This is a genomic window from Rhodococcus sp. ACPA1 (assembly GCF_002300195.1).
GTDB classification, from domain to species: domain Bacteria; phylum Actinomycetota; class Actinomycetes; order Mycobacteriales; family Mycobacteriaceae; genus Rhodococcus_F; species Rhodococcus_F opacus.
Genome location: NZ_NSDX01000004.1, coordinates 799,268 through 818,974 on the forward strand (window position 1 = coordinate 799,268; position 19,707 = coordinate 818,974).

At 65.8% G+C, this 19,707-nt stretch carries 16 protein-coding genes and 1 pseudogene; 8 read left to right on the plus strand and 9 right to left on the minus strand.

The window, feature by feature from the left end; all coding sequences use genetic code 11:
* Positions 1–13: 13 nt before the first annotated feature.
* From gyrB to dnaA, 9 genes are all read right to left on the minus strand, one after another.
* Positions 14–2,056, minus strand: coding sequence for a DNA topoisomerase (ATP-hydrolyzing) subunit B (gyrB, locus tag CJ177_RS21690; protein ID WP_005263473.1), 2,043 nt, complete (start codon positions 2,054–2,056; stop codon positions 14–16).
* Positions 2,057–2,253: 197 nt separating this feature from the next.
* A complete protein-coding gene (locus CJ177_RS21695; RefSeq protein ID WP_095868551.1) occupies positions 2,254–3,192 on the minus strand; it encodes an alpha/beta fold hydrolase in 939 nt (312 codons plus the stop codon).
* 46 nt (positions 3,193–3,238) lie between these two features.
* Positions 3,239–4,357, minus strand: a complete 1,119-nt coding sequence (locus CJ177_RS21700; protein WP_061044798.1) for a PDR/VanB family oxidoreductase — start codon at positions 4,355–4,357, stop codon at positions 3,239–3,241.
* A complete protein-coding gene (locus CJ177_RS21705; protein WP_005249103.1) occupies positions 4,354–5,262 on the minus strand; it encodes a metal-dependent hydrolase in 909 nt (302 codons plus the stop codon). The genes CJ177_RS21700 and CJ177_RS21705 overlap by 4 nt, the downstream gene beginning before the upstream one ends.
* Positions 5,263–5,386: 124 nt before the next feature.
* Positions 5,387–5,950 (minus strand): DUF721 family protein, encoded by a 564-nt coding sequence (locus CJ177_RS21710; RefSeq protein WP_005249104.1) that lies wholly within the window; start codon positions 5,948–5,950, stop codon positions 5,387–5,389.
* Positions 5,940–7,169, minus strand: coding sequence for a DNA replication/repair protein RecF (gene recF, locus CJ177_RS21715; protein WP_061044797.1), 1,230 nt, complete (start codon positions 7,167–7,169; stop codon positions 5,940–5,942). The genes CJ177_RS21710 and recF overlap by 11 nt, the downstream gene beginning before the upstream one ends.
* Positions 7,170–8,081 (minus strand): phosphogluconate dehydrogenase (NAD(+)-dependent, decarboxylating), encoded by a 912-nt coding sequence (gene gnd / locus CJ177_RS21720; RefSeq protein ID WP_005249106.1) that lies wholly within the window; start codon positions 8,079–8,081, stop codon positions 7,170–7,172. It abuts the gene before it with no gap.
* A gap of 62 nt (positions 8,082–8,143) precedes the next feature.
* Positions 8,144–9,328, minus strand: a complete 1,185-nt coding sequence (dnaN, locus tag CJ177_RS21725) for a DNA polymerase III subunit beta (protein WP_005249107.1) — start codon at positions 9,326–9,328, stop codon at positions 8,144–8,146.
* Positions 9,329–9,976: 648 nt separating this feature from the next.
* The gene (dnaA, locus tag CJ177_RS21730) at positions 9,977–11,563 is read right to left on the minus strand and encodes a chromosomal replication initiator protein DnaA (protein ID WP_005263480.1); all 1,587 of its coding nucleotides are present in this window, start codon (positions 11,561–11,563) and stop codon (positions 9,977–9,979) included.
* Between the two features lie 739 nt (positions 11,564–12,302).
* On the opposite strand from dnaA, the gene rpmH reads away from it, so the two are divergent.
* The 8 genes and pseudogenes from rpmH to CJ177_RS21770 all read left to right on the plus strand — a co-directional run bounded on the left by rpmH (position 12,303) and on the right by CJ177_RS21770 (position 19,697).
* On the plus strand, positions 12,303–12,446 hold the full coding sequence (rpmH, locus tag CJ177_RS21735; RefSeq protein ID WP_005263481.1) for a 50S ribosomal protein L34: 144 nt from the start codon (positions 12,303–12,305) through the stop codon (positions 12,444–12,446).
* Positions 12,447–12,473: 27 nt separating this feature from the next.
* Positions 12,474–12,851: a ribonuclease P protein component gene (rnpA, locus tag CJ177_RS21740; protein ID WP_095868552.1), complete on the plus strand. Its 378-nt coding sequence runs from the start codon at positions 12,474–12,476 to the stop codon at positions 12,849–12,851.
* A complete protein-coding gene (gene yidD / locus CJ177_RS21745) occupies positions 12,848–13,210 on the plus strand; it encodes a membrane protein insertion efficiency factor YidD (protein WP_005249111.1) in 363 nt (120 codons plus the stop codon). Before rnpA ends, yidD begins: the two co-directional genes overlap by 4 nt.
* 4 nt (positions 13,211–13,214) lie before the next feature.
* Entirely contained in the window at positions 13,215–14,327 is a 1,113-nt protein-coding gene (gene yidC / locus CJ177_RS21750; protein ID WP_005249112.1) for a membrane protein insertase YidC, read from the plus strand.
* A 19-nt stretch (positions 14,328–14,346) separates the two neighbouring features.
* On the plus strand, positions 14,347–14,901 hold the full coding sequence (locus tag CJ177_RS21755) for a protein jag (protein WP_005249113.1): 555 nt from the start codon (positions 14,347–14,349) through the stop codon (positions 14,899–14,901).
* A gap of 641 nt (positions 14,902–15,542) precedes the next feature.
* Positions 15,543–16,580, plus strand: a pseudogene (locus CJ177_RS21760) (IS256 family transposase); the annotation flags it as partial.
* A 115-nt stretch (positions 16,581–16,695) separates the two neighbouring features.
* Positions 16,696–17,757: a tyrosine-type recombinase/integrase gene (locus CJ177_RS21765; protein ID WP_095868553.1), complete on the plus strand. Its 1,062-nt coding sequence runs from the start codon at positions 16,696–16,698 to the stop codon at positions 17,755–17,757.
* Positions 17,754–19,697, plus strand: a complete 1,944-nt coding sequence (locus CJ177_RS21770) for a tyrosine-type recombinase/integrase (RefSeq protein WP_095868554.1) — start codon at positions 17,754–17,756, stop codon at positions 19,695–19,697. The genes CJ177_RS21765 and CJ177_RS21770 overlap by 4 nt, the downstream gene beginning before the upstream one ends.
* Positions 19,698–19,707: the final 10 nt, after the last annotated feature.

Below are 19,707 nucleotides of genomic sequence, written 5' to 3' on the forward strand. Positions count from 1 at the left end.
TTGTGCCGGATACCTAGACGTCGAGGAAGCGGACATCCTTGGCGTTACGGGTGATGAAGCTACGCCGGGCCTCGACGTCCTCACCCATGAGAACGCTGAACAGCTCGTCGGCTGCGGCCGCGTCGTCGAGCGTCACCAGACGCAGGACGCGCACCGTCGGATCCATCGTGGTCTCCCACAGTTCCTTGGCGTTCATCTCGCCGAGACCTTTGTAACGCTGGATGCCGTCGTCCTTGTTGATCTTCTTGCCGGACTCGAGGCCGGCCTTGACCAGGACGTCGCGCTCGCGGTCGGAGTACGCGAACTCCGGGTCGCTGCGCTGCCACTTCAGTTTGTACAGCGGGGGCTGTGCCAGGTAGACGTGGCCGTGCTCGACGAGCGGGCGCATGAAGCGGAACAGCAGCGTGAGCAGCAGCGTTGCGATGTGCTGGCCGTCGACGTCGGCGTCGGCCATCAGCACGATCTTGTGGTACCGCAGCTTCGCGATGTCGAATTCGTCGTGGATGCCCGTGCCGAACGCGGTGATGATCGACTGGACTTCCGTGTTCTTCAGCACACGGTCGATGCGTGCCTTCTCGACGTTGATGATCTTTCCGCGCAGCGGCAGGATCGCCTGATACATCGAGTCGCGGCCGGACTTGGCCGAGCCGCCTGCGGAGTCACCCTCCACGATGTAGATCTCGGACTTGCTCGGATCGTTGGACCGGCAGTCGGCGAGCTTGCCCGGCAGGCCGCCGAGATCGGTCGCGCTCTTGCGGCGCACCAGTTCGCGGGCCTTGCGGGCGGCGACGCGGGCCTGCGCCGACGACACCGCCTTGTTCACGATGGTCTTCGCGTCGGCCGGATTCGCCTCGAACCAGTGCGACAGGTGCTCGTTGCTCGCCTTCTGCACGAACGACCGGACCTCGGTGTTACCGAGCTTCGTCTTCGTCTGACCCTCGAACTGCGGTTCACCGACCTTCACTGAAATGATCGCCGCGAGGCCCTCACGGATGTCGTCACCGGTGAGCTTCGGGTCCTTCTCCTTGAGGAGCTTCTTGTCGAGCGCGTACTTGTTGACCGTCGCCGTCAGAGCGGAACGGAAGCCCTCTTCGTGGGTGCCGCCCTCGTGGGTGTTGATGGTGTTCGCGAACGTGTGGACCGACTCCGAGTAACCGGAGTTCCACTGCATCGCGATCTCGAGTTCGTGGCCGGTGCCCTTCGCGGTGAAACCGACGACGGAGTTGTGGATCGGCTGCTTCGTGCGGTTGATGTGCCGCACGTAGTCCTCGAGGCCGCCCGGGTAGTGGTAGACGCGGGTCTTCACCTTGTGCACGGCAGGCGCACCCGCCTCGGCGGACTCGTCCTCGGCGGTCTTCGGCGCGTCCGCGACCTGGCTGACGACCTCTTCGGTGACCTCGGCGTCGCTGACGCGCTCGTCGGTGAGGGTGATCGTGAGGCCCTTGTTGAGGAAGGCCATCTCCTGGAGGCGGCGCGCGACCGTCTCGAAGCTGTAGACCGTGGTCTCGAAGATGTTCGGGTCGGCCCAGAACGTGACCGTGGTGCCCGTTTCCTTGGTGGCCTCGCCCTTGACGAGTTCACCCGGCTTCGAGTCGGTGTAGGTCTGGTTCCATTGGAAGCCGTCGCGCTTGATGTCGACGTCGAGCCTGGTGGACAGCGCGTTGACGACGGAGATACCGACACCGTGCAGACCGCCGGACACGGCGTAGGAGTCGGAGTCGAACTTGCCGCCGGCGTGGAGCTGGGTGAGGACGACCTCGACGGTGGGGACACCGGAGGCGTGCATCCCGACGGGGATGCCTCGACCGTCGTCGACGACCTGGACGCCACCGTCTTCGAGGAGGGTGATCTCGACCTTGCTGGCGTGGCCGGCCATGGCCTCGTCGACGGAGTTGTCGACGACTTCCCAGATCAAATGGTGGAGACCACGTTCACCGGTGGAACCGATGTACATACCCGGTCGCTTACGAACGGCTTCGAGTCCCTCGAGGACGGTGATGGAAGAAGCGCCGTAGTCCTTGCTGGAGGTGCTTTTGTCTGACTTCTGGGCAGCCACGGGTGGGTAGCTCTCCTTCTCCGTCCAATGCCCGACGCAGGCGCCCACCGCCCTGGTCGGGCACGCGGGAGACGAGAATCGGGAATCTTGCCGCTAGTTACCTCGGCCATCTTACTGGTACGTCAGCGCCAGGAGCGTGCTATGACACCCCTGAGCGCCCCGTAGACGAATTTTCAGGGCGTCTCGGGAGTGAAAACCTAGGCCGAAGAGCTCTCGGACGGGCCGTCCGAGAGATCCGTCCACTGCCGGTCCTCGACGGCCAGCACGAACTCCGCGGCGAGTTGCGCGATGTCCTCGGCGTGGGAGATGGGCGACCAGTGCCCGGCGTCGACCTCTCGACGGCGCAGGTCGGGTGCCCATTTCTCGGTGTCCTCGTAGCCGACGGGCCGCACCGCCTTGTCGTTCTTGTTGAGGATCAGCTGGACGGGGACGTCGGTGTACCGCTCGCGCGGCCTCAGCAGACTCGTCCGGATGTTGGCGCGGTACAGCTTGAGACCGTTGACCATGTCGTCCGCCAGCGTCGGCGCCGGACGCACCAGCGCGGGATCGAGGCGGTCGAAGAACTTCAGGAACGCCGGCCAGTGCCGGGAGAACCAGAGTCGCAGCGGCAGCGTCGCCAGGCCCGGAATCTGGAACAGCACGGTGTAGCCGGACGCGACGGCCTGCGCGAGCGGCCCGCCGAAGCTGCGATCCGAGATGCGACGGCGCATCCACTTGCCGAGGTGATCGAGGTTGGGCCCGGAGACCGAGGTGAACGACGCGATCCGCGCGCGGGCCCCCGGTTCACAGACGGCCTCCCATGCCTCCACCGATCCCCAGTCGTGGGCCAGCACGTGCACCGGCCGTCCCGGGCTCACGGCCTCGATCACCGCGAACAGGTCGCCGGCGAGGGTGGGCAGCCGGTAGTCCTCGACCCGGGTGGGCACGGTGCTCCGGCCTGCGCCGCGGCTGTCGTAACTGACCACCCGGAACCGCTCCGTCAGAAACGGCACCACCCGGCTCCACAGGTCGTGGGTGTCGGGCCAGCCGTGCACCAGCACGATCGTCTCGCCGGCGGGGTTGCCCTCCTCGAACACGGCGAGTTCGACGGAACCGTTGGTGATCCGCCGGGCGGTACCGGATGGGGATGGAGTCATGGTGGGTCCTCTGATCGTCGTGCGGGTTCGGGTTTGACGGTGGGAACTACAGATCGAGGACGAGACGGCCACTGTCTGCGCGGGACACGCAGATCAGCATCTCGTTCTCCTGCTCGGCGTCGGTGAGCCGCGTCTCGCGGTGATCCGGGGTGCCGGAGAGTACCTTCACCCTGCAGGTGCCACAGAATCCCTGCTGGCACGAATACCCCACTCCGGGCATCGTCTTCTTGATCACCGTCAGTGCGGATTCGTCGGCGGGCACGGTGAGCACCTCGCCCGTGCTGACGAGCTGCACTTCGAATTCGGTGCCGCCCTGTACCGGCGGCGCCCCGAACCGCTCGAAATGCAATGCAGTGGCCGGGCTTCCGGGGAATGCACGGCGTACCGACTCCAGCATCGGCGTCGGCCCGCAACAGTAGACGGCGCCGCCCGGCGCTGCACGCTCCAGCAATTCCTCGGCGGTCGGCAGTCCGAATTCGTCGTCGGGACGGATGAAAACCCGTGACCGATCGAACGTTTCGATCTCGTCGAGGAACGGCATCGACTCCCGTGACCGGCCGGAGTACACGAACTGCCAATCCATTCCGAGTTCGCGCGCCGCCCGGACCATCGCGAGGATCGGCGTGATGCCGATGCCGCCGGCGACGAAGAGCGCACTCCCTTCGCCGACGAAGGGAAACCCGTTGCGGGGGCCGCGAACCGTCACCTGGGCGCCCGGTTCGAGCGCGTGCATCTCGAGGGATCCGCCACCGCCGTCGGGGATCCGGCGAACGGCGATACTGTAGCCCGTGCGATCGGCCGGGTCCCCGCACAGCGAGTACTGGCGTCGCAGTCCGGACGGCAGGTGGAAGTCGAGATGCGAACCCGGCTGCCACGCAGGGAGTTCTGCGCCGCCCTCGGCTTCGAACCGTAATTGGACGACGTTCTCGTCTCGCGCGACGACATCACGTTGGGAAACAACCATTTTCATCGCCACGTCCGGATTGTGACCAGCGACGCCCGGGTTGTATTCGTACGCGGTGAGAACACGGAGGTACTTGGCGGCCACAGCCTCGGTGATCCGCATCGCGCGGTCGGGGCGCGGTCGCCCCTTGATGTCCGGGGGAGCGTCGTAGCGGGGCAGGCCCTGCCCGGTGAGCACGTGCCGCACCTGCGACAGCTTCATCGCTCGGCCGCCTGAGCCGCGGGCGAGGACGCCAGGTACTTCACAGCCTGCGCCGTCGAACCCTCGTTGCTCGGGTGATACGAACGCCTGAAGTACGTAGACATCCGCTTGCCGAGTTCCCGGGCCGTCGGGAGGGTGCCGCGCTTGCCTGCTGCGAAGAAATCGGTCAGGTGCGGCTTGCGCCGGTGCGCCGACCACTGGGCGAGCTCCGGATCGTTCCGCATGAGGAAGCGGGTGCCGCGCACCCACAGCCACACGATGACCGGGGTGACGATCACCTGGGTGCGGATCCGCCGGGACTCGCGCTTGTCGAAGTACCGCATGACGTCGTAGGCCACGGAGCGGTGCTCCACCTCCTCGGCGCCGTGCCAGCGCAGCAGGTCGAGCATCGTCGGATGCATGCCGGCGCGGTCCAGTCCCTCGGCGTTGAGGACCCAGTCGCCGAGGAACGCGGTGATGTGCTCGATGGCGGCGATGACCGCCAGCCGCTCGATCAGGTAGTTCTTCTCCCGCAGACCGGTCAGCGGTCGCGGTCCGAGGATCTTGGAGAAGGTCCATTCCATCTGCTCGGTGAAGGGCGACGGGTCGAGACCCTTCTCCTTCAGGTGCGCCAGCACGCCGGTGTGAGCGTTGGCGTGCATCGCCTCCTGGCCGATGAACCCGACGACGTCGTCGCGGAGTTGCTCGTCCTCGATCAGCGGCAGTGCCTCTTTGAACGTCTCGACGAACCACTCCTCACCCGCGGGCAGGAGTAGGTGCAGGACGTTGAGGACGTGCGTGCTGAACGGGTCCCCCGGGATCCAGTGCATGGGGAGGTTCGACCAGTCGAACTCCACGTTCCTGGCCTGCAACAGGATGTGGTCCGGTTCGGGGATCGCGTTCCGGGGTGCAGTCGGGGCGGACATCTCACTACTCCTTCGTGCCGGCGGCTGCGCCACGACGAAGGCTTGTGGCGCAGTTCACTCGAAAACTTGGAGTAACTGTAACACCGGGTAATAGACAAAACTAGGACCGAACGTCCGCTCCGGCCTATCCGTAGGTGTCCCGAGGGCCGCGCCCCCGGATGTGCCGTTCCCCTTTTCGCCAGCTCGGGGCCGTCGGACCGGTGATCCGCAACGACTTCACGACGCCGTCGCCGACGGCCGCGGCGATCTTCGCGAGAATCTGTGACTGCATCATCCGAAGCTGCGTCGCCCAGGCCGTCGACTCCGCGGAGACGCTGAGAATCCCGTCCCGCAGCCCCGTCGGTTCGGCGTGCGCGGCGATGTCCTCACCGACCACCTGCACCCACCGACCGAGAACCGTCCCCTCGGACACCTTGGGCGACCAGCCGCGTTGTTTCGCGATCGCGTTGGTCAGCGCACCGAACGGCTGCGGGTCGCGGTCATCCGGCCCGGGACCCGACCATCCGCGTCGACGCCGGGCGCGCAGGGCCCGGACACCGGTTCCGGACCGGCGGCCCTGCCCGACGGATTTTCCGCTCGCCTTCGCCGCGGCACGCGCCTCCTCGAGGGCCCGCCGGGCGAGGTCGATTCCCTTCACCTCCGGTTCGGGGGCCGCAGCCGGTGCGGTCGGTTCGAGATCATCCGTCACGGCGGTCCTCCGTCTCTTCCACAATGTGCGATATTCGTCCTCGATCGGTGTCGCGGGCCTCCACGCCGAATCGGACGGCGTCGAGCTCCTCCGGAACATCTTCCGGCACGGCCGCCGTGATGAGCACCTGTTCCGCATCCAACGCGACCTTGGCGAGTGCGCGCCGTCGACGTCGATCGAGTTCGGCGAACACGTCGTCGAGCATGAGGACGGGATCGCTGCCCTCCGAACGCAGCAGGGCGAATCCCGCCAGCCGCAACGACAGCGCGAACGACCACGACTCACCGTGACTCGCGAATCCCTTCGCCGGGGTGTCGCCGAGTTGCAATTCGAGATCGTCACGATGCGGGCCGACGAGACACACACCCCGCTCGATCTCCTTGGAGCGCATCACGGACAGCTCCTGAAGGAACCGCTCCTCGAGAAACGCGATATCGCCCGCATCGGGCACTCGAGCCGGTTCGGTGAACTCCGGCGGCAGCGACGAGCCCAGACTCGAGCGGTAGCGGATGCTCGCGGGCCTCGACTCCGGCGCCAGCGATTGGTATGACTCGGCCAGATGCGGAGCGAGATCGTGGACGAGGTGAAGCCGTCCGGCGAGCAGCTGCGCGCCGTGTGCGGCGAGATGTCCGTCCCAGACCTCCAGCGTGGCAAGGGCACTCGCGCCGTCCTCGCTCGGCTGGCCGCCGCGCGACACCCGTCGCAATGCGCCGCCTGCGGTCTTGAGCAGCGCCGACCGCTGCCGCAGCACCCGGTCGTAATCGGCGCGCACCGCCGCCATCCGCGGGATACGGGACGTGAGGAGCTCGTCGAGGTAGCGCCGCCGATCACCCGGATCGCCGCGGACCAGCGACAGATCCTCCGGCGCGAACAGCACCGTCTGCAGAATCCCGAGAATCTCCCGCGGCCGCCGGGTGGGCGACTGGTTGATCCGTGCCCGGTTGGACTTGCCCTCGTTCAACTCGAGATCGACGGTCAGTTCCCGGCCGGCGTTGACGACGGTGGCCCCGGCGAATGCCTGACCGGTGCCCGTCCTGATCAGCGGGGCGTCCGAGCTGACCCGATGAGACGAGAGGGTCGACAGGTAGCCGAGCGCCTCGAGCACGTTCGTCTTGCCGTGACCGTTGGGTCCGACGAAGACGGTGCAGCCCGGACGCAGGGTGAGACCGAGGGCGTCCCAGGAACGGAAGTCTCTGAGCGAGAGTGCGCGAACGAACACCTACGTTCCAGAACCGGCTTCTGCCTCGCCTGCCGCCTTCTTCACGGCGTGACCACCGAACTGGTTGCGCAGCGCCGAGACGGCCTTCATCGCGGGGGAATCATCCTGACGGGACGCGAAGCGCGCGAACAACGCGGCCGAGATCACCGGTGCGGGCACGGCATGATCGATCGCCTCGAGCACCGTCCAGCGGCCCTCACCGGAATCGTCTGTGTAACCGGAGATCTCGGCGAAATCGGGATCCTCACCCAACGCCTTGACGAGCAGATCCAGCAGCCACGAACGAACGACCGTGCCCTTGGTCCACGCGCGCAGCACACCGTGGACGTCGGTGACGAGGTCTTCCGCCTCGAGCAGTTCGTAGCCCTCGGCGTACGCCTGCATCAGCCCGTATTCGATGCCGTTGTGGATCATCTTCGCGTAGTGGCCGGCGCCGATCGGGCCGGCGTGGACGAAACCGTCCGCACGCTCACCCTCGGGACGGAGGGCGTCGAAGACCGGCAGCGCCCGCTCGACATCCGCGTCCGATCCTCCGACCATCAGCCCGTAGCCGTTCTCGAGTCCCCAGACCCCACCGGACACACCGCAGTCGAGGTAGCCGATGCCGCGGGAACCCAGCAGCTCGCCGTGGATTTTGTCGTCGGTGTATCTCGAGTTGCCGCCGTCGATCACCAGGTCGCCGGTCTCGAGCACCGACGACAGTTCGGTCACCGTGTCCTGGGTGATCCTTCCCGCCGGAACCATCACCCACACGACTCGCGGAGACTCGAGTCGTTGCGCGAGTTCCGCCAGCGACGCCACATCCGTGACCTCGGGGCGGGGGTCGTAGCCGACCACCTCGTGCCCGTGCGCGCGCAACCGCTCGCGCATGTTGAATCCCATCTTTCCGAGCCCGACCAACCCGATCTGCATCGTGATCTCCGTCCACTCGTGAGATTTCGTTCGGCAGTGCTGGTTTCGCTTCCGCGAATCCGTCAGCCCGGGAGACGCACCGGCATCAGCAGGTACGTGTACGCGCTCTCCGGCGCCGCGAAGTTGCCGGAATCGTCGGGTTCGATCTCGTCCTCGGTGGCCGGACGCAGCACCGCGGGGCGGCTGGGGGTCGTGAAACCGAACAGCACCTGCTCGCTGTGCAGCGAAGACAGTCCGTCGATCAGGTAGCCGGGATTGAAGGCGATGGTGAGCGGCTCACCCTGGAACACCGCGTTCAAGCCTTCCTCGGCGCGACCTGCGTCGTCGCCACCGGCGGAGAGGAGAAGCCCCTCGGTGGAGAACTGCAGGCGGACCTGCGCACCGCGCTCGGCGACGAGGGCCACACGCTTGATGGCCTCGACGAGCGGAGCGATCTCGACGGTGGCCAGCGCGGTGTGCTCGGACGGCAGCAGCTGCCGGAACTTCGGGAACTCGGCGTCCAGCAGCCGGGTGGTGGTGCGGCGGCCGTCGTTGACGATGCCGAGGAGGCCGTCGTTGCCGACCGCGGAGCCCGAACCGAGCGCGAGCTCCACCGGCGAAGTGGCATCTCCTGCAAGCGTTTTCGCCGACTCGGAGAGCGTCTTGGCGGGGATGAGGACGGCCGCGGTGGTGTCGGGGTTCGCCGGCGACCACTCGAGTTCACGGACCGCGAGACGGAACCGGTCGGTGGCGGCGAGCACGATCGCGTTGCGTTCGATCTCGACCCGGATGCCGGTGAGCATCGGCAGGGTGTCGTCCTTGCCCGCCGCGACAGCCACCTGACTGATCGCTTCGGAGAAGACGTCGGCGGGAATCGAGCCGGTCTGCTGCGGCAGCTGCGGAAGCTGGGGATAGTCCTCGACCGGCATGGTGGGCAGGGAGAACTTGGCGCTTCCGCACGTGATCAGTACGCGGGTGCCTTCGAGGGTCACGTCGACCGGCTTGTTGGGGAGCGACTTCGTGATGTCGGCGAGAAGCTTGCCGGAGACGAGGACCTGACCGGCGCTACCGACCTCGGCTGCGACCCTGACCTGGGCCGATACCTCGTAGTCGAATCCGGAAACCGTCAACCCTTGCTCGGTCGCGTCCAGGAGAACACCGCCGAGAACGGGGACAGGAGGCCGCGACGGCAGACTGCGAGCGACCCATGCCACTGAATCAGCGAATTCTTCCCGGGAGACACGAAACTTCAGGCTTCCAAGCTCCATCGCCGGGTTGTTCCTCTCGGTAGGCACGGTTGTTCGCCACGGTCGGCCCGTGACCACAGCACTGCAGTCTTTCACAGAGCGGCGATGCATAACCGTATGCCCTCGAGGGCGAACTTGAAAGCGGAACGGTCGCGTCCTCGAGTCTCCGCCAGAGGCCTGTGAACCGACGCTGTCCCCAACCCTGTTTTCAAAGAGGTTTTTATAAGAATTAATGAGAAGTACTATTAGGTCCTGTGGAATCTGTGGACGAAGGCGTGTAGACGCTGGTCCGTCCGCGTCGTCGTATGGGGAATTCTCGAGGACAAACTCGAGGACCGATCCGGCACCCATGTGGACTACTCGAGGTTGTTCAAAGTTCTGCACGTTCTGTCCACAGAGATTCCACCTCATCCCCACACTTATCCACAGGTGTGCATGCTTTATCCCAGGTCCCGGCGTCGGCGTGTTGCACCGGCGTGTCGTGTCGGCGAGGGTTCGCGCGAGCCTCGAGTAGGCCCTCGAGCGGTACCTCGAGGACCCGCTCGAGCGGCCCCTCGAGGACCGGCTCGAGGGGCCCTCGAGTTACCCGCGGGAGAGTGTTTCCCCCGAAACGACCTGTGCCCCCGGTAGGCGAACTACCAGGGGCACAGGAGAGGCAGGTGTCGGCGACTACCTCTTGGAACGCTGTTTGATCCGGGCGGTCAGCTCCTGGACCTGGTCGTAGACCTTCCGACGCTCCGTCATCTCCTTGCGAATCTTCTTGTCCGCGTACATGACGGTGGTGTGGTCGCGGCCGAACGTCTGCCCGATCTTCGGCAGGGACAGATCGGTGAGCTCGCGGCACAGGTACATGGAGATCTGCCGGGCGGACGCCAGCGGACGTGCCTTGCCGGGGCCGCAGAGGTCGTCGATGGACATGTTGAAGTACTCCGCGGTGACCGCCATGATCGTCGCCGCATTGATCTCGAGACTCGACGAGTCCGGCATCAGGTCACGCAGCACCACCTCGGCGAGCGTGAGGTCCAGGGGTTGCCTGTTCAGGGACGCGAACGCCGTCACACGGATGAGGGCACCCTCGAGTTCCCGGATGTTGCGTTCGATCCGGGAGGCGATCAACTCGAGGACGTCGTCGGGCACCTCGAGCCGGTCCATTCGGGCCTTCTTGCTGAGGATCGCGATGCGGGTCTCGAGTTCGGGCGGCTGAACGTCGGTGATCAGGCCCCATTCGAACCTGGTGCGCAGTCGTTCCTCGAGTGTCGCCAACTGCTTCGGCGGCCGGTCGGACGAGACGACGATCTGCTTGTTCGCGTTGTGCAGGGTGTTGAAGGTGTGGAAGAACTCCTCCTGGATACCTTCCTTACCCTCGATGAACTGGATGTCGTCCACCAACAGCACGTCGGTCTCGCGGTAGCGGCGCTTGAACGCCACCTTGCGGTCGTCGCGGAGGCTGTTGATGAAGTCGTTGGTGAACTCCTCCGTGGAGACGTACTTCACCCGCATCCCCGGAAACAGCCGCTGGGCGTAGTGGCCGGCGGCGTGCAGGAGGTGCGTCTTGCCGAGGCCGGACGCTCCCCACACGAACAACGGGTTGTACGCGCGCGCCGGCGCCTCGGCGATGGCGACCGCCGCGGCGTGGGCGAACCGGTTGGACGAGCCGATCACGAACGTGTCGAACGTGTACTTCGCGTTGAGGCTGTTACCCCCGGTCGCCGACGGTGCCGGGCCCGAGGGCGGCTTCGTGAAGTACGACGGCCAGGATTCGTGGACGCTGGCGAGGGCCTCGCGGTCGTCGTCGACTTCCTCGAAGTCCGTCGTGTCCGAGTAGGGCTGATCCTCACCGGAGCCGAACCGGCGCCTGCGGAACGAACCGGAACTGGTGACGGAAGGCTCGAGGTGGCGAGGAGTGTGGATAGGTTCCGGCTCCGGCCGGTGGTCCCGGCTCGGAGGCTCGGATTCGGGTTCGTCGTCGACCGGGGCCGCGATACGCACACCGAGGCCTTCGACCTGCTCCCCGAGATGCCGGCCGAGGGCGTGGAGGATCGGCTCACGGAGATCCCGCTCGATCGCCTCCTGCGCGAAGGGCGACGGAACGGACAGGAGCGCGAAGCCCTGTGCGAGCGTCAGCGGTTTGACGAGCGCCAACCACGCCTTCTGTCCCCTCGTCAACGGCGGCAGATCGCCGCCGGGCGAATCGGATGTGAGGTCTGCGACGACGTCGATCCAGATCCGTGCGAGCGCATTCGGATCGTCGTTCACGTGGTTCCTCCCCAGTGTGTTCGCGGACTCGGCGCCAGCGGTGCCGAGTCGAGTGTCGGTGCCGTCGTCGAGGTGGAATTGGGAGCTTCCCCGACCTGAGGATGGACCCCGTACGGACCTACGAATATGCCATCTGAACTGTGTTTCCACACAATTATCCACAGATGTGGACAAACCGCAGACGCCCCCTGTCGAGACGCCGTTACGTGGCAAGGAGTCCAGATTGAGCGCGCTGACCTGCGCTTATGCATGCGAAACCTGGATGAGCGGGTTCGAGGACCCGGGAAGTGAAGGGTGTCAACAACCCTCGTGGCGATCCGAAGCGGCACACCATCTGTGCCCTGTGGATGAATTGTGGTGAATATGCAGATGAGAACGGTGAAGTCGAGAGCTGGGCACTCGATCAGGGTTCATCGGCGAGACCATGCATAGACGCTAGCAACAGTGTCGGCAACCTCACAGCGGTTTGGCACATTGGAAGTTGGGGTGCAAGCATTTGTCGATCCTCGGCGTGTCGGTCAACCGATTCGCGGGGGAATCGCAGGTGAGCGAGTTTGACCTGACCGTGAGTGGTAAGTACTCTCGAACAGTCACCCTGTGGTGAGGTGGCGGTTTCGTGCTGGCTCGAGTCCAGTTTCGAAGTCGTTCCATCCCCACCCTGTGGATGAACACCTGAGTTTTCGCCAATGTTAGATCCATGACGCCGGGAGGCGTCGATGAACTTCGAGGAGTGTTGACCGTGGCCAAGGGCAAGCGGACGTTCCAGCCGAACAACCGACGCCGCGCGCGCGTTCACGGCTTCCGTCTTCGTATGCGGACCCGTGCGGGTCGTGCAATCGTTTCGGCGCGTCGCCGTAAGGGCCGCGAATCTCTCACCGCCTGATCCCGACACTGGGTTCGGGAGCTCGGGGTGTTGCCTGAGCCGCACCGATTGCGTCGTCATTCAGATTTTTCGTTGACTGTGCGACGTGGTCGTCGGATGGGAAGACGCGACCTGGTTGTGCACGCATTCGACCGTGCGCAGGCAGATGAGCTGGTGAGTAGCGGCGGTCCGCGATTCGGACTGGTTGTGAGTAAGGCTGTCGGGCCGGCGGTGATTCGACATCGAGTCGCACGCCGGCTTCGTCATATCTGCATCGACCTCGTGGACGTGGTTCCACGGGGTACCGATGTGGTGATTCGGGCTCTTCCGGGAGCTGCGACTGCAAGTAGCCGGGACCTGGAGAAGCAACTCCGTACAGGTCTCCTTCGATTGGACCTTCTTGCGCCCGTGAGTAACTCCGCATGAAAAGCGCACTCCACGAGTCGCGCGCCGACACGGCCGAGGGCACCTCCTCGGCCGCATCCGCATGGAAGTCGGTCCGTGCGTTACCGGCGCGCACTCTCATATTCTTCATCGAGCTCTACCGGACGTATGTGTCGCCCCTGAGGTTGCCGACCTGCCGGTTCATGCCGACCTGTAGCGAGTACGCGGTGGAATCCCTGCGTACCCACGGGGCGATCAAAGGCCTTTTCTTGACGGTGGTTCGGTTGGCGAAGTGTGCCCCCTGGCACCCTGGTGGGTGGGACCCGGTCCCTGCCCGTCACGACCGTCATGCGGGTGGCCGTTGCTGTCCGGCGAACGTGGACGAACAGAGGAGTACATAGAGCCGTGCTCGACTTCATTTACTATCCGGTGTCCGGGATCCTGTGGGTCTGGCACAAGATATTCGGTGCCATTCCCTTCCTCGGGCCGGACAGCGGTGTCACGTGGGCGCTCTCCGTGGTGTTCCTCGTGTTCACCCTGCGTGCCGTGCTGTACAAGCCGTTCGTCAAGCAGGTTCGCACGACCCGCCAGATGCAGGAACTTCAGCCGCAGATCAAGGCTCTGCAGAAGAAGTACTCGGGTGACCGCCAGCGTCAGGCCACCGAGATGCAGAAGCTCCAGAAGGAGCACGGGTTCAACCCCATCATGGGCTGCCTGCCGGTTCTCGCACAGGCTCCGGTCTTCATCGGCCTGTTTCACGTGCTTCGCTCTTTCAACCGCACAGGCACCGGCTTCGGGCAGCTCGGCATGTCGGTCGAGGCGAACGCGAACACGCCGAACTACTTCTTCAGCGTCGAGGACGTGCAGTCCTTCCTGAGTGCCCGACTGTTCGGCGCACCCATCTCGGCCTGGATCACCATGCCGAAGGAGCAGCTCGACGCGTTCGCTGCCTACGGCCCGATCCCCACGGTGTTGAACATCGCCGTTGTCGCGGTTCCGCTGATGGTCATCGCCAGCATCGCGACCCACTTCAACTCGCGCGCCTCCGTCGCGCGGCAGAGTCCCGAGGCTGCCGCCAACCCGCAGTCCGCGATCATGAACAAGCTCGCTCTGTGGGTCTTCCCACTCGGTGTGCTCGTCGGTGGCCCGTTCCTCCCCATCGCGATCCTCTTGTACTGGGTGAGTAACAACATCTGGACCTACGCGCAGCAGCACATCGTCTTCCGTCGTATCGACGAAGAAGAGGAAGAGAAGAAGCAAGCTGCCATCGCACGCCGGGCGGACAACGCTCCGAAGCCCGGTGCACGTCCGGATCTCACCAAGAAAAAGAAGAAGTCCGCGACCGCAACGGACGGTTCTTCCTCGGCGGACGAGCCGGAGATCGTCGAGGGCGTCGTCGAAGACAGCGCCTCCGATCAGGTGAGTGGTGATGGTTCGGCGACGGGTACGTCGAAGCCGAAGCCCGGTGCCCGCCCCCAGTCCAACCGCGGAAAGTCCCCCAAGCGCAAGCGGCGCTGATTCAGAAAAGAGAACGAGCATGGCTAGTGAGCCTGACATCGCAGTGGACGGAGATGAGACAGACGTGACTGCAACGACGCAGAACCCGGACACCGAGGTGGATTCCGATTCTGACGACTACCTGATCGAGGAAGGGGAAATCGCCGGCGACTACCTGGAGCAGCTGCTCGACGTACTCGACTTCGACGGCGATATCGACCTGGACGTCGAGGGCGACCGTGCTGTTGTCAGCATCGACGGTGGAGACGATCTCACCAAGTTGGTCGGACGCAAGGGTGAGGTGCTCGACGCACTCCAGGAACTGACTCGCCTGGCCGTGCAGCAGGCGACGGGCGAACGTAGTCGCCTGATGCTCGACATCGCCGGATGGCGTGCCGGCCGTCGCGCCGAACTGACCGAGCTGGGTTCCTCGGCTGCCCGCCGCGTCCTCGAGAGCGGCGAACGCGAGGAGCTCGCTCCGATGACGCCGTTCGAGCGCAAGATCGTTCACGACGCAGTCGCGAAGGTCGATGGCGTTTCGAGCGAGAGCGAAGGCGCCGAGCCTTCACGTCGCGTGGTCGTCATTAAGGACTGATCCACACACGCATCACCAAGGCGGGGCTCCCGGATAATCTCTGGGAGCCCCGCCTTTTTCTCTTATCCGCGTGTCGCCATCCGTCACTGTGGCTTCGTTTCGTTTCACGTGAAACACCCACCCCTCCCCTCCCCCACCGAGGGTCGGGTGTCCGCAGCGAGATTCGGATGCCTTCTCCGCTCACTGCGCTCGATCAACCGTCCCGCAGCGTCGCGCAAGATCGGCGCCTTCAGGGGCGAGGGTGAGGAAGTTCAACTCCGCTGTAGGTCCCGATCTGATGTTCTGGTGTTCGCAGCAAATCAAGCGGTGTAGTCGATGCTTCAGGACCGGATCTGCACCTCGGCGTCCCCACGGTGGATGGCCAATGTGATGCTGCGGTGGCTTGGACCTGATCGGGATCCGAGAGAGTGTGATGTTTCGCCCACGCCCGCCGCGGTTCGGCGACCAGGATATGCGGGTGTTTGACGAGGTGCCACCAGTCCGCCAACAGGTCCACCGCTCCGCGGGCACCAGCATCGCAGTAGGCGTCCCGTGGAGTGGTGGGGTTTGGGACTGAGCGGCGCGGCTCCGACGTAGAGAGGGCCATCGGCGGGATCTTCGGTGTGTACGGCCAAGCACGCATCGAAGAAAGAGGTCCACCGATGGCCCTGTCCCAGTCTGCCCTGTCCGAGCTACTCGACGCATTCCGTGCCGGAGAAGGCGTGGATCTGATCCGTGAATCGGTCCGGATGGTCATGCAAGAACTGATCGAAACCGAAGCCACCGAACAGATCGGCGCGGGCCGCTATGAACGCACCGAGGCCCGCACCGCCGAACGCAACGGGGCCAGGCCCCGGCTGGTGGCCACCCAAGCCGGTGACGTCCAATTGCGGATCCCGAAACTGCGCAAGGGCTCGTTCTACCCCTCGATCCTCGAGCCCCGCCGACGGATCGACCAAGCGCTGTACGCGGTGGTGATGGAGGCCTACGTGCACGGAGTTTCCACGCGCAGCGTGGACGACCTCGTGGCGGCTCTGGGAATCGATTCGGGTATTTCCAAGTCGGAGGTGTCGCGGATCTGCGCGGGCCTCGACGAAGTTGTCGGCGCGTTCCGGACCCGCCCGCTCGACCACACCGCGTTTCCTTACGTCTACCTCGATGCGACCTACCTGCACGTACGCAACTCCTCTTCGCAGGTGACCTCGATGGCGGTCGTGGTCGCCACGGGGATCACCGCCGAGGGTGCGCGTGAGGTCCGCCCCCGCGAGCGGGTGGTACCCCCAGGCCTCGATGTCGGGGACAGTAAGGACGAGGTGTTCTGGCGCGGCTTCCTCGCTTCGCTGAAGAGACGCGGCCTGTCCGGTGTCCGACTGGTCATCAGTGACCAGCATGCCGGGCTGGTCGCGGCACTGCTGCGTTCGTTCCAGGGGTCGGGGCATCAGCGGTGTCGGGTGCATTTCGCGCGAAACCTGTTGGCGCATGTCCCCAAGTCGCACTCCGACATGGTCGCCGCGGTGTTTCGCACGATCTTCGCCCAGCCCGATCCCGCGACCGCGGCCTCGACGTGGGACGAGGTCCGTGATCAGTTGGCTGGCCGGTTCCCCAAGATCAGTCCCTTGATGGGCCAGGCGAAGTCAGAGGTCTTGGCGTTCAGCACATTTCCGCGGGCGCATTGGTCGAAGATTTGGTCGACGAATCCGTGATCGGTTAACCGGCTCTCGGGCGACACGATTCTATCCGCGGCGTGAGGTCCGGGGCCGATGGCCGGATCGGGCGCATGCTGACGGTGGCGGCTCGATCGGAGAGGAGCAGGCGATGGCCGTTCGGGTGCACGCGGTGGACGACGGTTATGTGGTGGTCGGCGAGTGGGAGGGTTGCGCGGCAGCGAACGCGTTCCTCAAACATCTGGCCGGGCGTGCGTTCAGCGTGGCGACGGTGCGGGCGTATGCCTTCGATGTGCTGAACCTGGCGCGGTTCCTGATCGCCCGCGATCTCGGATTGGCGGCGGTGACGCCGGTGACCGTGTTCGAGTGGATCGACTGGCAGGGCGTGCGCCGTGATCCCCGACCCGGCGCAACGACGAGGAACGGCCGGCAGCGCACGGCGGCGGCGTCGACGATCAACCGGCGGGTCGCGGCGGTGCGGGCGTTGTTCGAGTACCTGGTGATGACCGGGGTGCGCGCCGACAACCCGGTGCCCTCACCCCGGCGGGGTCAAGGGTTACGTCCGTCGGGGCGGGGTTTGCTCGGGCATCTCGGGCCCGGCCGGCCCAGGGCCGGAGGCCGGCTGGTGCGCCAGCCGCGGTTGCTGCCCGAATCCCTCGACGCCGACGCGGTGGACGTGTTCGTCTCGTCGCTGCGCACCCATCGGGACCGGGCGATGGTGTGGGCGATGCTGCTCGGGGGTCTGCGCAGCGCCGAGGTGCGGTCGCTCCGGTTGGTGGAGGTGGATTTCGGTCGACGCCGGCTGCGGGTGCTCGGCAAGGGTTCGAAGGAGCGTGTGGTACCGGTCGATGCGGTGTTCTTCACCGAACTATCGGCCTATCTGCGCCTCGAGCGGCCACCCGGGTTGGTCACACCGGAGTGCTTCGTCGTGCTGCGGGGCCCCACCGTGGGGGCGCCGGTGACCGAGGCCGGGCTGCGATCATTGTTCCGGCGGCACCGGGACCTGTCCGGCGCGGGTCGGGTGCGTCCGCACCGGCTGCGACACACCTACGGCACCGAACTCGCCTCCGCGGGAATCGATCTGATGGTGCTGCGGGAGTTGATGGGGCACGCGTCCCCGGAGACCACCGCCGAGTACGTGCACCTGTCGATCGAGCAGCTCGCCGCCGAATACGGCGCCGCCCGGGCCAGTCTCGCCGGGGCACGGCGATGACCACGGCATGGCCGACCGTATTCGACCCGGATACGGTGCTGGCCGACTATCTCGACCACGTCGCCACCCTCGGGCTGGGAGGAAGAGCCGTCCGCGGCCGCACCCGCATCGCAACCGCATTCCTGGCCGCGCACCCGGATCTGCGGGAATGGATGGCCCGGCCTGCCTCGGACCGGCTTACCGAACTCCGCAGCACCGGGGCTTGGCCGCTGTTGTGTCACCTCATCGGGCGAGACGAGCTGCGACTGGACCTCGAGTTCGCCGCCGTCAAGAACCTCACCGGACTCGGGAGTGCCATCGAGGCCCGCGACCCGGACGGGTTCGCCGCGGCCCGGACCGCCGGACTGGCATTGGGCTGGACACCGTCGTGGGTCGAGACCGTCCTCGGCGAGTGCCTGGCGGTGCTGCTCGCCTGGCATGGCGGACTCGTCAGCGGCATCACGAACGACACCGTCGACGATTTCGATGCCGTATTGGCTGCAACACAAGCTATTCCGCCGTCGTCACGGCGGGCCTACCGCAATCGGATCGCGGGTCTGCGGCAGGTGCTGTTCGAGGCCCGCATCGTCGATATTCCACCACGGCGCCGCGTCTGGGCCCGCAGCTACGCCCAACGGTTCGCCGACGTTCCGATGGCCGACGCGATCCGCGAGACGTTGTTGCGCTATGTGACCGTCCGAGCCGCCGTGCTTCGCCCGAAATCCGTCGAATCACTGATCAACGACCTGCTGCCGTTCGCGGACTACCTCACCACACACCACCGCGACCTGACCTGTCTGCGCGAGCTGGACCGCAGTCACATCGAGGGCTTCCTCGTCTGGAACCGCACCCGCACCTGGCGTGGCCAACGCGCCGCCGCCGGCGCCGGTCGCACCATCTCGAGGGCCGTGATCCAATCGACGGTGCTGAGCCTGCGCAACTTACTCGACGATCTCACCGAATGGGGCTGGGAGCAGGCGCCGCCGCGCCGGCTGGTCTTCGCCGCCGACGTCCCCAAGCTCGACCAACCGTTGCCCCGCGCACTGGCACCCGACGTCGACGGCGCGGTGATGAACGCTGTTGCCGGGTTGGAGGATTCGTTCTCCCGCATCGGGTTGACGGCGCTCCGCGGGGCGGGGTTGCGGGTCGGGGAATTGCTCGATCTCGAGCTCGGTAGCGTCGTCGACTACGGCCCGGCCGGGACCTGGCTGAAGGTGCCGCTGGGCAAACTCGCGACCGAGCGCATGGTGCCGCTCTCGGCCGCCACCGTCGCGGCGTTGGACGAGTGGACGACCCAACGCGGCGTCTGCCGACCACTGCCGCATCCGCGCACCGGAGCGTTGACCGATTTCCTGTTCGTCGCGCACGGCCGCCGACTCGGCCAGACCCGGCTGCGCAACGGGCTGCTCGCCGCCGTCGAACGGTCCGGGTTGCGCGGCACTGGCGGCGGGCCCCTGATTGTCACCCCGCACCAGCTGCGGCATACCTGGGCCACCGAGCTCGCCAATGCCGGTATGAGCCTGCAGGCGTTGATGGCGCTGCTCGGGCACGTCACTCCTCAGATGACCCTGCGTTACGCCACCCTGGCATCGCCGACGTTGCGCGACGCCTACGACCAGGCCATGGGCAAGGTGCGCCGCCGGTTCACCCTTACCCCGGTTGGCAAGCCGATCGTTCCCGACACCGTCAGCTGGCTCGGCAGCGAGATGCTCAAAACCCGTGTTGCCCATGGCTACTGTTCTCGGCACGAAGCGGCCGGGGCCTGTCCCTATGCCAACATCTGCGAGACCTGCGACAACTTCGTCACCGGACCCGAGTTCCGCGGCGCGCTCGAGGCGCAACGCACCGACGTCCAGGCCCTCGAAGCCGATGCCTGCGACCGCGGCTGGCCCGACGAAGCTGCTCGCCACCACCGCGTTGCAGACGCCCTGACCGATCACCTCCACCGGCTCGACCGCTGACTCCAGATCG